The following is an 11,882-nucleotide window of genomic DNA, read 5'->3' on the forward strand; positions in this document are numbered from 1 at the left end:
CAGCTAGTCGGCTAGGTCTCGTGGCAGGTGCAGCTTGTTGATATCCGAGTAAGTAGTTATGAGATCCGCGCGCCTGACTAGCTATGCGGAAGGCAAGGGAAATAGAAATGCCGATCAAAACATTCCGACCCATTACACCGACACTGCGCTTCCAGTCGAAGCTGGTGAACTCGGACATCACGACGAACGAGCCGTACAAGCCGCTTCTGACAGTGAAGCCGCGTACCGGCGGCCGTAACTCTTCGGGCCGACTGACCATGCGCCACCACGGCGGCGGTCACAAGCAGAAGCTTCGTCTCATCGACTTCAAGCGTGAAAAGTACGGCGTCCCGGGCACCGTGGCAACGATCGAATATGATCCGAACCGCAGCTCGCGCATCGCACTGATTAACTACCGCGATGGTGAGAAGCGCTACATCATCCAGCCGGTCGGCCTCAAGGTCGGCATGCAGATCATGAGCGGTCCGGAAGCCGACATCCTGGTAGGAAACGCTCTGCCGCTGAAGAACATCCCGGCTGGTACGACCGTTCACGCTGTGGAGCTTCGTCCTGGCAAGGGCGCGCAGATGGTGCGCTCCGCCGGTTCGTCCGCGCAGCTGATCGCCAAGGAAGGCGAGTACGCCCTGCTGAAGCTGCCCTCCGGCGAAACCCGGCGCGTGCTGGTGGACTGCATGGCGACCGTCGGCCAGGTTGGTAACACGGACCACGAAAACATCTCGCTCGGCAAGGCCGGCGCCAGCCGCTGGCGCGGTATCCGCCCGGCAAACCGTGGTGTCTCGATGAACCCTGTCGATCACCCGCACGGTGGTGGTGAAGGTAAGACCTCTGGCGGACGTCACCCAGTGACCCCGTGGGGCCAGCCTACCCGTGGATTCAAGACACGTAACAACAAGCGGACTGACGTATTCATCGTCAACCGCCGCAGCAAGTAATTCAGGGAGCGAGAGGGATATATGGCACGTTCTACGAAAAAGGGACCGTTTATCGACGCGCACCTGATGACCAAGGTCTCAGTGCTGAACGAAGCGGGCAAGAAGGAAGTGGTGAAGACCTGGTCACGCCGCTCCACCATCTTTCCGGAGTTTGTCGGTCACACCATTGCCGTCCACAACGGGCGCAAGTTCATCCCGGTCTATGTGACGGAGAACATGGTTGGACACAAGCTGGGCGAGTTCTCCGCAACGCGCACCTTCAAGGGTCATGCTGCCAAGGCTGAAACGGCCAAGGGTAAGTAACAGCAAGTTAGTTAGTCAGCGGTTCAGCAGGTAAGCCTGCGACCGCGATAAGGAAGAAGTTATGGCGAAGACAGCCGAGAAGAGTGCAGTACGAGAGTTCCGCGCAGAAGCGCGCTTTCAGCGGGTCAGCCCGCAAAAGGCGAAGCTGGTGCTGGATACCATCAAGGGCCTCAGCGTGGAGTCCGCGCTGAACACGCTGATGTTCACCAAGAAGCGCATTGCGCCCGTGGTTGAGAAGGCATTGCGTTCGGCCGTGCAGAATGCGAACTACCTGAGCCAGGAACAGGGTTTCGATCTGGATATCGACCGCCTTGTCGTGAAGCAGGCAGTTGCAAACGAAGGCCCGCGTATGAAGCGGATCCGCCCTGCCCCCATGGGCCGTGCGTTCCGTTACCAGCGCCGCATGGCACACATCATCGTGACGGTTACCGAGCGCAAGACGGTTGAGACTGGGTCCGCTGCAGCACCTGCAGAGACCAAGGCTGCCGGCAAGCCGAAGAAGGCTGCTACGAAGGCTCCGGCGAAGAAGGCCGCTGCCAAGAAGACGGCAAAAGCAACCGCGTAAGTTCATAGGCCGGGCTGTTAGCCGGCCCGGCGCGCTGCGCAGTCAGCAGCGAGTAAGTACTGAGTAAGTTCGCGGCAACGTCCGCGGACGCGAAGTGAAGGGATAAGTTATGGGTCAGAAGGTCCATCCGTATGGGTTCCGCCTCGGCATCAACAAGCCGTGGAAGTCGCGCTGGTTTGTAGAGCGTGGCTACGACAAGCTCCTCGTTGAGGATGTAAAGCTGAAGGCTGAGCTCCGTGAGAAGCTGAAGGCCGCTGGTGTCTCGTCTGTCGAGATCGAGCGCCCAGGCAACAAGCTCCGCCTGATCATCAAGACCGCGCGTCCGGGCATCATCATCGGTCGCAAGGGTGCTGAGATCGACAAGCTCAAAGCAGACATTCAGAAGCGCACCAGCCGCGAAGTGTTCATCGATATCCTCGAAGTGAACAAGCCGGAACTGGACGCACAGCTGGTCAGCGAGAACATCGCTCTGCAGCTAGAGAAGCGTGTTTCGTTCCGTCGCGCCATGCGTAAGTCGGTCGATTCGGCTCTGCGCTTTGGCTGCAAGGGCATCAAGGTCCGCGTCTCGGGCCGCCTGAACGGCAACGAAATCGCACGTTCCGAGTGGTATCTGCAGGGTCGCCTGCCGCTGCACACGCTGCGCGCGGACATCGACTACGGCTTCTCAGAGGCTCACACGACGTACGGCATCATTGGCGTCAAGACCTGGGTCTACCGTGGCGACATCTACGAGCAGAAGAAGCGCCGCGACGTTGTGACCACCACAGGTGCGTTCTAAGTAAGCCATCGCCTTGGTTTAGGGCGGGATCTCGGAAGGGCCCAGCTTTAGCCGGGCCGCCGCGGTCAAATCAGAGAGTCTTCTTCTTCTGTTCCTCTGCTTCGCAGAGGAACAGAAGAAGAGAAAAGAGAACGGAAGCAGTTCTTAGGCATCGCTGAAGCAATGCCCTTCCGAAAGACGTAAACCTTCGGCGTGGATATCCATGTCGATCGGACTAAGAAAAGAAAGCGCGCGGAGACTGACTGGGGTAAGACCCAGCCAAGGCCGCAGCCGGAGATAGCACGTTATGTTGATGCCAAAGAAGGTCAAGTACCGCAAACAGCAAAAGGGCAAAATGCGCGGTAAAGCATGGCGCGGTTCCGAACTTGCGTTCGGTGACTACGGCCTGAAGGTTGTGGAGTGCGGTTACATCACGGATCGCCAGATCGAAGCAAGCCGTATCGCGATGACGCGTTACATCAAGCGTGGCGGCAAGGTTTGGCTGCGGATCTTCCCGGACAAGCCCATCACCAAGAAGCCTGCGGAAGTTCGAATGGGATCCGGTAAGGGTGCACTTGATCACTGGGTTGCGGTGGTTCGCCCCGGCAAGCTGCTCTTTGAGATGGAAGGCGTTCCGGTTGAGATCGCCAAGGAAGCAATGCGCCTGGCGTCGAGCAAGCTGCCTCTGCGCACCGTGTTCGTTGAGCGCCCTGGCATTAAGGTTGCGACCGAAGGCAAGGCTGCAACGGCGTAGTTCGCCGTTCAGCATAAAGAGTTTGGCGCGGGCCTGTAGAGAGCCCGGCGCACCGAGAGAGACAAGCGATGGAACTGAGCAAGATCAAAGAGTTTACCGATAGCGAACTGAAGACGCAGGAAGCCCAGGCGGGCGAACAGCTCTTCCGCGTTCGCTTCCAGAAGAGCCTGGGCGATACGGCAGGCGTGAACAAGCTGCGCGAACTGAAGAAAGACATCGCGCGCATCAAGACCGTCGCGCGCCAGCGTGCGCTCGGCCAGGCAACGGCTCCGACGGAGTCGGCTGCACCCGCGAAGAAGACCAAGGCGAAGAAGGCATAACGATGGCTGAGACGACTGCTACGACTACTGCTCCGGCAGAGAAGATTGGCCACCGCACCGAGAAGATCGGCCTGGTGACCTCGACCAAGATGGATAAGACGATCGTTGTTTCGGTGGAAATGCGCAAGGCGCACCCGAAGTATAAGCGCGTCGTCAAGACCAACAAGAAGTTCTATGCGCACGACGAGCAGAACTCGGCCCGCGTTGGTGACCAGGTCCGCATCCGCGAGACCCGCCCCACCAGCAAGCTGAAGCGCTGGAACCTGGAAGAGATTGTGCGTCGTTCGTCGCTTTCGCTGAGCGAAGCGACTGCCGCCGCCAAATAGTTTGTCTGTTCGTGTCTCCTCCGGGAGATTCGAACAGCGTTTGCCCGGTGCCGGCATCGTTCGGCACCATCTGTGGGCACGACGCGTCCTGCGCGACGAACGTTGTAGACGTCTTACAGCGATCCTCTCCGCGGCCGCGACCATCAAGAATATTCGGGGCGAACAGCCCCCGGCCCGGGCGGAAAGCCAGTCGGGTCAGGAGAGAAAACAATGTCCGTACAAATGCGTTCCATCCTGGACGTTGCCGATAACTCGGGCGCGCGCCGTCTGCAGGTGATCCTGCCCCTCGGTGGCGGTCTTGGTAAGAAGGCTGGTCTGGGTGATGTGGTGACCGCTGCGGTGAAGGAAGCTTCGCCCGATGGCACCGTGAAGAAGGGCAAGGTTGTGAAGGCTGTGATCGTTCGCCTGCGCAAGGAAGCCCGCCGTAAGGATGGCACCTACATCCGCTTCGACCAGAACGCAGCCGTCGTGATCAACGATGCCGGCGAGCCCGTCGGAACCCGTGTCTTCGGACCCGTGGCTCGCGAACTCCGCGACAAGAAGTACCTGAAGATCGTCTCGCTGGCGCCTGAAGTTATATAACGCCTCGAACAACCTCTAAAGAAAGTGGGAGCCTCTCGGCTCCCACTTCTGTTTACGGAGTCATTGCGACCTTGAGATCGGCTGATCAATCGCTACAGCAGAGTCGGAAGGTCATACAAAGCCTTGTATCGTAGTTCGTAAATCTCTCTAACTTCCTTTTGTAGAGCGATGACCTCCCAAATCCGTAACAGCTTGACCTCAAAAAGATGTTCCCTATAGCCAAGGTATTGCTGGATTTCGCAGATGATGCACAACAGGAATGCTGACGACCGGAGCAGGCTAGTCGCCCTAACGAGTGGATAAGCTTCATTTCGCAGTTGCTCCCGCTTCTCCGGGGCCATCTGCATTGCATGGGCAAAGCCACCTTGCAACAACTGTCCGTATCCATCCCCATGTACTATTCCAGACAGTTCTTTGTAGAAGCTATTGACCAAGTGTCGAAGAACGGTACGCGTTTGAGGAATGTGGCCATCTTGCTTTAGACCGTAATCCTTCATCTTGGTGACAGTTGGCCATTGGTGGATTTGGGATGGCTTCTCAGCTTGCTCCGCGCTAACTCGAAATAATTGGCGCCCGGCATCGACGTGCAACCGCCGTTGAGCGAGATATCGACTAGTAGCTTCATCTGACGGGTCGGCATCCTGTTCCAATCGAGAAATCTCCATTGCGGCATCTTTCCAGCCAGCTTGGTTGAACAAGCGCGCGCGCACTTCGAGATCTTCAATCATGAACAGGGCATTGCACGCAGTCTCCAACATTGCGCGGTCAATTAGTGGCAGGACCAGAGAATGCTCGTCCATCCAACCAGCGACCGGATTTTCAGCAATGTACAGCAAGAATGACTCGCAGTTCCAGTAATGGAGCGCCAGCTGAAGACAGGTCATCAGCGCCGCACCGCCGTGCTCTGCAGCCCTGTGTTTCTCCGGCCAAGCACGTTCAATCTGCAGTGCGATCAGCCTTGCAGCCCGTCGCAGTTCAACCTGAAAAGCTGACGCGTCGATCGTTGGGCGCAAGAGTGGTCCTCTGAACTCTGGCTAGAGCATACTGCCCGGTCGCCATCTCCGCTGGGTCGAGATTGAATCTCGTGCAGAGTTTGCTTTACTATCGCCACATTTTCGCGTAGAGTAGACAAGTTTGGTCCAATGTTTCAACCTCGACCTGCGGAGGTACTCGCAGAGGCCCAGCCACCGGGACCACGGTGTGGGACAAGGAGTACTACATGGCACATGTTCTCAAGAACGACACGGTTTTCGTGATCGCTGGCAAGCACAAGGGTAAGACCGGACGCGTTCTGCGCATCATCGCAGAGAAGGATCGGGTCCTGGTGCAGGGTGTCGGCATGATCAAGAAGCACGTCAAGCCGAATCCCCAGGCAAACATCAAGGGCGGTATCGCGGAGCAGGAAGCTCCCATCCACCTTTCGAATGTGGCTTTGATGGATGGCAACGGTAAGCCGACCCGCGTTGGTTTCCGCATGGAAGATGGCAAGAAGGTTCGTTTCGCCAAGTCGACCGGCGAAGTTCTGGCTTATCCGAAGGTCAAGTAGGCAGCTTCCGTTCGACACTTCTGACGCGGATACGGAAGCAGGTCCTTCGACTTCGCTGCGCTTCGCTCAGGATGACAAAGTTTTACATCAGCACGAATGGATCACCCCACGAAACGGTACAAGGGCCTTCCGGCCTACTCCGGGACCGTGGAGAAAGAGAAGTAGCTAAGTGGCACGTCTACGCGACAAGTACAACAATGAGTTGAAGGCGGCGGTCCAGAAGGAGCTTGGCATGACGAACGTCATGGCCGTCCCCCGGATCGAGAAGATCGTCATCAACATGGGCCTCGGTGAGGCGACGCAGAACAACAAGATCCTCGATCCTCTTGTGAGCGATCTGGCGGCCGTCACCGGTCAGAAGCCGGTCATGACCAAGGCGAAGAAGTCGATCGCACAGTTCAAGGTTCGTGAAGGCCAGAGCATCGGCGCCATGGTTACCCTGCGCGGCGAGTCGATGTTCGAGTTCCTGGATCGTCTGATCAGCGTGGCTCTGCCCCGCGTTCGCGACTTCAAGGGTGTGTCCAGCAAGAGCTTTGACGGCCGTGGCAACTACACGCTGGGCCTGCGCGATCAGCTCATCTTCCCGGAGATCGACTACTCCAAGGTTGAGAAGCTCAAGGGCATGAACGTGACCATCGTGACGACGGCGAAGGATGACAATTCCGCGCGCGTCCTCCTCAAGCACTTCGGCATGCCGTTCCGCGCATAGCCACTACAGAGATCGGAGTAACACAGCATGTCGACCACCGCTAAAGCCGTAAAAGACGCGAAGAAGCCCAAGTTCAAGTGCCGCCAGCATAACCGCTGCCAGCTCTGCGGACGTCCCCGCGCCTTCCTCCGCAAGTTCGGTATCTGCCGCCTTTGCTTCCGTGGCCTCGCTCTCAAGGGCGAGATCCCAGGCGTCGTAAAGTCCAGCTGGTAGTGCTTCGCACCGTTCTCGACGCGCTCCGCGCGTGAGGCTACCGGGGAAACAGTTCGGGCCGGCCTACCTCGCCGTAAGCCGGTCCGGAATTACTCAGCAACACCAACGAAATCCTCTGTCTGGTTCTGCCGGCCATGCAAGTTGCCCGCAGCAAACGAGAGGTAGAAGAGAAGACCGATGAACCTGACCGATCCCGTAGCAGACTTCCTGACCCGTATCCGCAACGCCATGCGTTCGCGCCACCAGAAGATGGACGTGCCTGCTTCCAACCTGAAGATCGAGATCGCCCGCATCCTGAAGGAAGAGGGCTACATCTCGAACTACAAGGCAGTGGAAGAAGAAGGCCACCGCATTCTGCGTGTGTATCTGAAGTACAGCGCAGAGGGTGAATCTGCCATCCTGGACCTGAAGCGCATCTCCAAGCCTGGCTCGCGTGTGTACATCGGTCGTGACGAAATCCGTCGCGTGCAGGGTGGCCTCGGCATCTCGATTCTGACCACCCCCAAGGGCGTCATGACCGGCCGCACCGCTCGCAAGGAAAACGTTGGCGGCGAAGTTCTCGCACACGTCTGGTAGTGCTTCGCACCGTTCTCGACGCGCTTTGCGCGTCAGACTACCGGTGCAGATTGTGTGGGCCGGATCGCTTCGGGCGATCCGGACCCAGATTTCGTAACTAGCAAGATTGAGTTGTAAGTGCGGCATCTGTCGCACTGGCTGCAGTGGAACGTTCCAGTAGCGAAATCTAGAAACTAGGCAACTAGCAACTAGAAACTGCTGTTGGAGTCCGGGACTCGCAAGCCGCAAGGATAGAAACAATGTCACGTATTGGTTTGAAGCCGATTCCGATGGCCTCCACCGTGAAGTACACGGTGAACGGCAACATCGTGGAAGTTACCGGCCCCAAGGGCACCACGAACGCACTTCTGCCCACAGGCATCCGCCTGGAGCAGAAGGAAGGCTTCCTTCACGCGGTTCGCGATAACGATTCGCAGAAGGCTGTTCACGGCTTGGCTCGCGCCCTGGTGTTTAACGCAGTTGAGGGCGTGACCAACGGCTGGAAGAAGGATCTCGACATCGTCGGCATTGGTTACCGTGCCGAGATGAAGGGTAAGGATATGGTCGTGTTCACCCTCGGCTACTCCCACCCGATCGAATTCCCGCTGCCTACCGGCATTACGGTCACCATTGACCCGAAGCAGACACACGTCACGGTCGAAGGCATCGACCGCCAGAAGGTCGGCCAGGTTGCCGCTGACATGCGTTCGCTGCGTAAGCCCGATCCATACAAGAACAAGGGCGTTCGCTACTCGGACGAGAAGCTGAAGAAGAAGGTCGGTAAGACCGGCTCCAAGTAAGCAGTTCGTGCGGTGCTCGACGTGCTCTGCGCGTGAGACTACCGCAGTGGAATGTATGGGCCGGCTCGCCTTGGGCGAGCCGGTTCGAAACTCAAAGCAGTCTGCGAACGTTGCAGATGCATAACACCGAGGCGATGGACAAGATGCCATCGCTCACCGAACCGAACGCGGCCATCAGGTGGCTGCGCCGATAGGGAAGGAAAAGACCATGATCACAGCACCCCAGCGCAATGTAATCCGTAAGCGGGTTCACGCGCGCGTCCGCGCCAAGGTATCCGGCACTGCGGAGCGTCCGCGCCTCAACGTCTTCCGTTCGCTCAACCACATCTACGCGCAGCTCATCGACGATGCTTCGGCAACGACGCTGGCTTCGGCTTCGACCGTCACCAAAAAGGGTGAGGACAAGAAGTCCGGCGGCAACATCGAAGCAGCCGCTTCGGTTGGCAAGCTGATCGCCGAGCGCGCAAAGGAAAAGGGCGTTACCAAGGTCGTATTCGACCGTGGTGGCTACCTGTATCACGGCCGCATCAAGGCTCTGGCCGATGCTGCTCGTGAAGGTGGACTCGAGTTCTAAGAACCGGCCCAAGGGCCGATCACGGTTACGACAGGGACGCAGCTCCCAAAGAGGATTTACATGGCGATTCGCAAGAAGATTGATGCAGGCAAGCTGAACTTGAAGGATCAGGTCGTCGCGATCAACCGCGTGACCAAGGTCGTCAAGGGCGGTAAGAATATGTCGTTCGCAGCGCTGGTTGTTATCGGCGATGCCGACATGGGTATTGTTGGCTACGGCAGCGGCAAGGCGAAGGAAGTGCCCCAGGCAATCCGGAAGGGCATTGAAGCGGCGAAGAAGAATCTGTACAAGATCAACCTGACAGAGACCTCTATCCCCCACCTCGTTCTGGGCCGTTACGGCTCGGGCCAGGTTCTGCTGAAGCCGGCACCGGAAGGTACCGGAGTCATTGCAGGCGGCGCGGTTCGTGCAGTCATGACGTCGGCTGGTGTGCAGAACGTGCTCACGAAGTCGCTTGGCACTGCCAACCCGCACAACGTGATCAAGGCGACGTTTGACGCACTGATCCAGCTGCGTGACAAGGCCCAGGTTGCCGCTCTGCGTGGCAAGGATGTTTCGGAACTGTAAGCAATTCGGCGGGCAGGGGACAGCGTTCCCTGCCTGACCAACGAGGATAAGGCAATGGCAGAAGCAACGGGCAAGATCAAGATCCAGTACTTCCGCTCGAAGATCGCAACGCCGGTTAAGCACAAGCTCGTCGTCAAGGGCCTGGGTTTCACCCGGTTGAACCAGATTGTGGAGCGCGAGGACACCCCCTCGATCCGCGGCATGATCGCGGCGATCCCGCACCTGGTTCGCGTCGTAGAGTAGGCACTTTAAAACCGGGCCGTAGCGATACAGCCCGCATAACCTGCCGGACAACCCGGCAATGCGAGTCGGCCCTCCGGGGCTGGCGTTAGCGAGGAAATACCATGGCACTCAATCTTTCCAACCTTGGTGCACCCAAGGGAGCAAACAGCAACAAGAAGCGCGTCGGCCGCGGTATGGGTTCGGGCATGGGTAAGACGTCGACGCGAGGCCACGACGGTCAGCGTTCGCGTTCCGGTTCGCGCATGATGCGCGGTTTTGAAGGCGGCCAGATGCCGCTGCACCGCCGTCTCCCCAAGCGCGGATTCACCAACATCTTCCGCGTTGAATACCAGGTCCTCTCGCTGGACACGATCGAGCTCGTTGCCTCGACCCGCAACGTGACCGAGTTCACGCTGGAGTCGATCCGTGCAAACGGTCTGCTCAAGAAGAAGCGCGCACTTGTGAAGGTACTGGCAAACGGTGAGATCAAGACCGCTGTAACCGTGTACGCCCACAAGTTCTCGGCTGCCGCCAAGACCGCCATTGAGAATGCCGGCGGCAAGGCAATCGTCCTCGGCGAAGCAGTTGAGTCGGAAGCGGCTGCAGCGTAACCCTCTTTGCCCTCGCGGGCGTAGAATGGCGATACGCAAAATCATGGGAAAAGGGTCGAGCCAACTGGCTCGGCCTTTGCCCGTATACCTTCCGCACCAAGTTTAGGAACAAGGGCCGCAAGGCCTGACTGGATATCACCGCCCGATGTTCGACAAGATTGCCAACATCTTCCGCATCCCCGAGCTGCGCACGCGTGTGCTGTTTACGCTGGGCCTGCTTGCCATCTACCGCCTGGGCGGACACATCCCCACACCTGGCATCAATGCCGAGCTGCTGGCGCAGTACTTTGCCCAGAATGCCGGTTCATCGCTGGGACTGGTGGATCTGTTCACCGGTGGATCGCTGCGCCGCCTGACCATCTTCGCGCTGGGCATCATGCCGTACATCACGGCATCGATCATCTTCCAGCTGTTGACGGTGATCTATGAGCCGCTGGCAAAGCTGCAGAAGGAAGGCGAAGTCGGCCGCCGCAAGATTACGCAATGGACCCGCTATGTCACGGTGCTGCTGGCCATTGTGCAGTCGTTCGCGATTGCGCTGACGCTGACCAAGTCGCAGACGGGCGCGCCCATGGTCACCATGGGGCCCGGCAAGTTCATCGCGCTCTGCGTGCTGACCCTGACGACCGGCACCGCGTTCATTATGTGGCTGGGTGAGCAGATTACCGAGCGTGGCATCGGCAACGGTATGTCCCTGTTGATCTTTACGGGCATCGTGGCTGGTTTGCCGAACGGTATCAACGACCTCTACGAGAAGGCGCGTGACGGTGCATGGGGTGGCTTCACACCGCTGGCCATTGCGATCCTGATCGCGGCCATGGTGGGCGTCGTCTACTTCATCGTCTTCGTCGAGCGGTCTGAGCGGCGTATTCCGGTGCAGTACGCGAAGCGTATCGTGGGCCGCAAGATGATGGGTGGCCAGTCAACGCACCTGCCGCTGAAGGTGAACTCCGGTGGCGTCATGCCGGTCATCTTCGCCAGTTCGATCCTGTCAGCTCCGCTGCTGTTTGCGAACACGCAATTTGTGCAGAACCACACCTTCCTGCGCGTCATTGCCGACGGCCTGAAGCCGGGTGAACCCTGGTACCAGTTGCTGTCGATGGCTGCGATCATCTTCTTCGCATACTTCTACATTTCGATCGTCTTCCGTCCGGATGACATTGCGGATAACCTGCGCAAGTACGGCGGCTTCATCCCCGGTATTCGCCCGGGCCGTCGCACCAGCGACTTCATCAATGACATTCTGACGCGCATCACGCTGGTCGGTGCTCTGTACTTGATCGTCATCCAGTTGATCCCGCAGATGTTGATCTCTGGTATCCACCTGAACCACCTGTGGCTTGTCGGATCGGTCTTCGATCGTCTCCCGAGCTGGATTACCAACGGTCTGGGCGTCAACTTCTACTTCGGTGGCACGTCGTTGCTGATCGTGGTGGGTGTGGCGATGGATACGGTGCAGCAGGTGGAATCGCAGCTGATCATGCGCCATTACGACGGCTTCACGCCCAAGAGCGGACGCACACGCGGCCGGCGGAGCTGGTAAGCG

19 protein-coding genes are annotated in these 11,882 nt (G+C 58.5%); 18 read left to right on the forward strand and 1 reads right to left on the reverse strand.

Going from position 1 to position 11,882, the window contains the following annotated elements:
- The first annotated feature begins 107 nt into the window (after nt 1-107).
- The 8 genes from rplB (at nt 108) to rplN (ending at nt 4,539) form a co-directional block, all read left to right on the forward strand.
- Complete coding sequence (gene rplB / locus BLW03_RS14250; RefSeq protein WP_074654671.1) at nt 108-932, forward strand: 50S ribosomal protein L2; 825 nt, start codon at nt 108-110, stop codon at nt 930-932.
- Nucleotides 933-953: 21 nt separating this feature from the next.
- Nucleotides 954-1,235 (forward strand): 30S ribosomal protein S19, encoded by a 282-nt coding sequence (gene rpsS, locus BLW03_RS14255; protein WP_014787191.1) that lies wholly within the window; start codon nt 954-956, stop codon nt 1,233-1,235.
- 61 nt (nt 1,236-1,296) lie between these two features.
- Nucleotides 1,297-1,800, forward strand: a complete 504-nt coding sequence (rplV, locus tag BLW03_RS14260) for a 50S ribosomal protein L22 (protein ID WP_014787190.1) — start codon at nt 1,297-1,299, stop codon at nt 1,798-1,800.
- 109 nt (nt 1,801-1,909) lie between these two features.
- On the forward strand, nt 1,910-2,578 hold the full coding sequence (rpsC, locus tag BLW03_RS14265) for a 30S ribosomal protein S3 (protein ID WP_014787189.1): 669 nt from the start codon (nt 1,910-1,912) through the stop codon (nt 2,576-2,578).
- 286 nt (nt 2,579-2,864) lie between these two features.
- A complete protein-coding gene (rplP, locus tag BLW03_RS14270) occupies nt 2,865-3,311 on the forward strand; it encodes a 50S ribosomal protein L16 (RefSeq protein ID WP_074654672.1) in 447 nt (148 codons plus the stop codon).
- A 68-nt stretch (nt 3,312-3,379) separates the two neighbouring features.
- Nucleotides 3,380-3,631: a 50S ribosomal protein L29 gene (rpmC, locus tag BLW03_RS14275; RefSeq protein WP_014787187.1), complete on the forward strand. Its 252-nt coding sequence runs from the start codon at nt 3,380-3,382 to the stop codon at nt 3,629-3,631.
- 2 nt (nt 3,632-3,633) lie between these two features.
- Nucleotides 3,634-3,957 (forward strand): 30S ribosomal protein S17, encoded by a 324-nt coding sequence (rpsQ, locus tag BLW03_RS14280; protein ID WP_074654673.1) that lies wholly within the window; start codon nt 3,634-3,636, stop codon nt 3,955-3,957.
- A 210-nt stretch (nt 3,958-4,167) separates the two neighbouring features.
- Nucleotides 4,168-4,539: a 50S ribosomal protein L14 gene (gene rplN, locus BLW03_RS14285; protein WP_074654674.1), complete on the forward strand. Its 372-nt coding sequence runs from the start codon at nt 4,168-4,170 to the stop codon at nt 4,537-4,539.
- A 92-nt stretch (nt 4,540-4,631) separates the two neighbouring features.
- Here the strand turns inward: rplN and BLW03_RS14290 are convergent, their stop codons facing one another.
- Nucleotides 4,632-5,552, reverse strand: coding sequence for a hypothetical protein (locus BLW03_RS14290; RefSeq protein WP_139285209.1), 921 nt, complete (start codon nt 5,550-5,552; stop codon nt 4,632-4,634).
- Between the two features lie 206 nt (nt 5,553-5,758).
- Here BLW03_RS14290 and rplX point away from each other — a divergent pair, with 206 nt between their 5' ends.
- From rplX to secY, 10 genes are all read left to right on the forward strand, one after another.
- Nucleotides 5,759-6,085 carry a 50S ribosomal protein L24 gene (rplX, locus tag BLW03_RS14295; RefSeq protein ID WP_074656035.1) on the forward strand — a complete coding sequence of 109 codons (327 nt, stop codon included), beginning with the start codon at nt 5,759-5,761 and terminating at the stop codon, nt 6,083-6,085.
- A gap of 169 nt (nt 6,086-6,254) precedes the next feature.
- Nucleotides 6,255-6,794 carry a 50S ribosomal protein L5 gene (gene rplE / locus BLW03_RS14300; RefSeq protein ID WP_074654676.1) on the forward strand — a complete coding sequence of 180 codons (540 nt, stop codon included), beginning with the start codon at nt 6,255-6,257 and terminating at the stop codon, nt 6,792-6,794.
- Nucleotides 6,795-6,821: 27 nt separating this feature from the next.
- Complete coding sequence (locus BLW03_RS14305) at nt 6,822-7,007, forward strand: type Z 30S ribosomal protein S14 (protein WP_047496440.1); 186 nt, start codon at nt 6,822-6,824, stop codon at nt 7,005-7,007.
- Nucleotides 7,008-7,184: 177 nt separating this feature from the next.
- The gene (gene rpsH / locus BLW03_RS14310) at nt 7,185-7,583 is read left to right on the forward strand and encodes a 30S ribosomal protein S8 (RefSeq protein WP_074654677.1); all 399 of its coding nucleotides are present in this window, start codon (nt 7,185-7,187) and stop codon (nt 7,581-7,583) included.
- A gap of 239 nt (nt 7,584-7,822) precedes the next feature.
- Complete coding sequence (gene rplF, locus BLW03_RS14315; RefSeq protein ID WP_074654678.1) at nt 7,823-8,362, forward strand: 50S ribosomal protein L6; 540 nt, start codon at nt 7,823-7,825, stop codon at nt 8,360-8,362.
- 208 nt (nt 8,363-8,570) lie between these two features.
- Nucleotides 8,571-8,936, forward strand: coding sequence for a 50S ribosomal protein L18 (gene rplR, locus BLW03_RS14320; protein ID WP_074654679.1), 366 nt, complete (start codon nt 8,571-8,573; stop codon nt 8,934-8,936).
- A gap of 60 nt (nt 8,937-8,996) precedes the next feature.
- Complete coding sequence (gene rpsE / locus BLW03_RS14325; protein ID WP_074654680.1) at nt 8,997-9,503, forward strand: 30S ribosomal protein S5; 507 nt, start codon at nt 8,997-8,999, stop codon at nt 9,501-9,503.
- A 54-nt stretch (nt 9,504-9,557) separates the two neighbouring features.
- Nucleotides 9,558-9,746 (forward strand): 50S ribosomal protein L30, encoded by a 189-nt coding sequence (gene rpmD / locus BLW03_RS14330; protein ID WP_074654681.1) that lies wholly within the window; start codon nt 9,558-9,560, stop codon nt 9,744-9,746.
- Nucleotides 9,747-9,847: 101 nt separating this feature from the next.
- A complete protein-coding gene (gene rplO / locus BLW03_RS14335) occupies nt 9,848-10,336 on the forward strand; it encodes a 50S ribosomal protein L15 (protein WP_074654682.1) in 489 nt (162 codons plus the stop codon).
- A 145-nt stretch (nt 10,337-10,481) separates the two neighbouring features.
- On the forward strand, nt 10,482-11,879 hold the full coding sequence (gene secY, locus BLW03_RS14340) for a preprotein translocase subunit SecY (protein ID WP_074654683.1): 1,398 nt from the start codon (nt 10,482-10,484) through the stop codon (nt 11,877-11,879).
- Nucleotides 11,880-11,882 lie beyond the last annotated feature (3 nt).

The sequence above is a fragment of the Terriglobus roseus genome (genome assembly GCF_900105625.1).
GTDB classification, from domain to species: Bacteria; Acidobacteriota; Terriglobia; order Terriglobales; family Acidobacteriaceae; genus Terriglobus; species Terriglobus roseus_B.

Bases quoted from the DNA above. Each gene is read 5' to 3' on its own strand.
- rpsS (WP_014787191.1), top strand. From the start codon at position 954: ATGGCACGTTCTACGAAAAAGGGACCGTTTATCGACGCGCACCTGATG.
- rplB (WP_074654671.1), top strand. From the start codon at position 108: ATGCCGATCAAAACATTCCGACCCATTACACCGACACTGCGCTTCCAG.
- rplO (WP_074654682.1), top strand. From the start codon at position 9,848: ATGGCACTCAATCTTTCCAACCTTGGTGCACCCAAGGGAGCAAACAGC.
- rpsQ (WP_074654673.1), top strand. From the start codon at position 3,634: ATGGCTGAGACGACTGCTACGACTACTGCTCCGGCAGAGAAGATTGGC.
- rpsH (WP_074654677.1), top strand. From the start codon at position 7,185: ATGAACCTGACCGATCCCGTAGCAGACTTCCTGACCCGTATCCGCAAC.
- rplV (WP_014787190.1), top strand. From the start codon at position 1,297: ATGGCGAAGACAGCCGAGAAGAGTGCAGTACGAGAGTTCCGCGCAGAA.
- rpsC (WP_014787189.1), top strand. From the start codon at position 1,910: ATGGGTCAGAAGGTCCATCCGTATGGGTTCCGCCTCGGCATCAACAAG.
- rpmC (WP_014787187.1), top strand. From the start codon at position 3,380: ATGGAACTGAGCAAGATCAAAGAGTTTACCGATAGCGAACTGAAGACG.
- rplN (WP_074654674.1), top strand. From the start codon at position 4,168: ATGTCCGTACAAATGCGTTCCATCCTGGACGTTGCCGATAACTCGGGC.
- rplP (WP_074654672.1), top strand. From the start codon at position 2,865: ATGTTGATGCCAAAGAAGGTCAAGTACCGCAAACAGCAAAAGGGCAAA.
- rplX (WP_074656035.1), top strand. From the start codon at position 5,759: ATGGCACATGTTCTCAAGAACGACACGGTTTTCGTGATCGCTGGCAAG.
- secY (WP_074654683.1), top strand. From the start codon at position 10,482: ATGTTCGACAAGATTGCCAACATCTTCCGCATCCCCGAGCTGCGCACG.
- rplR (WP_074654679.1), top strand. From the start codon at position 8,571: ATGATCACAGCACCCCAGCGCAATGTAATCCGTAAGCGGGTTCACGCG.
- rpsE (WP_074654680.1), top strand. From the start codon at position 8,997: ATGGCGATTCGCAAGAAGATTGATGCAGGCAAGCTGAACTTGAAGGAT.
- rplF (WP_074654678.1), top strand. From the start codon at position 7,823: ATGTCACGTATTGGTTTGAAGCCGATTCCGATGGCCTCCACCGTGAAG.
- BLW03_RS14305 (WP_047496440.1), top strand. From the start codon at position 6,822: ATGTCGACCACCGCTAAAGCCGTAAAAGACGCGAAGAAGCCCAAGTTC.
- rpmD (WP_074654681.1), top strand. From the start codon at position 9,558: ATGGCAGAAGCAACGGGCAAGATCAAGATCCAGTACTTCCGCTCGAAG.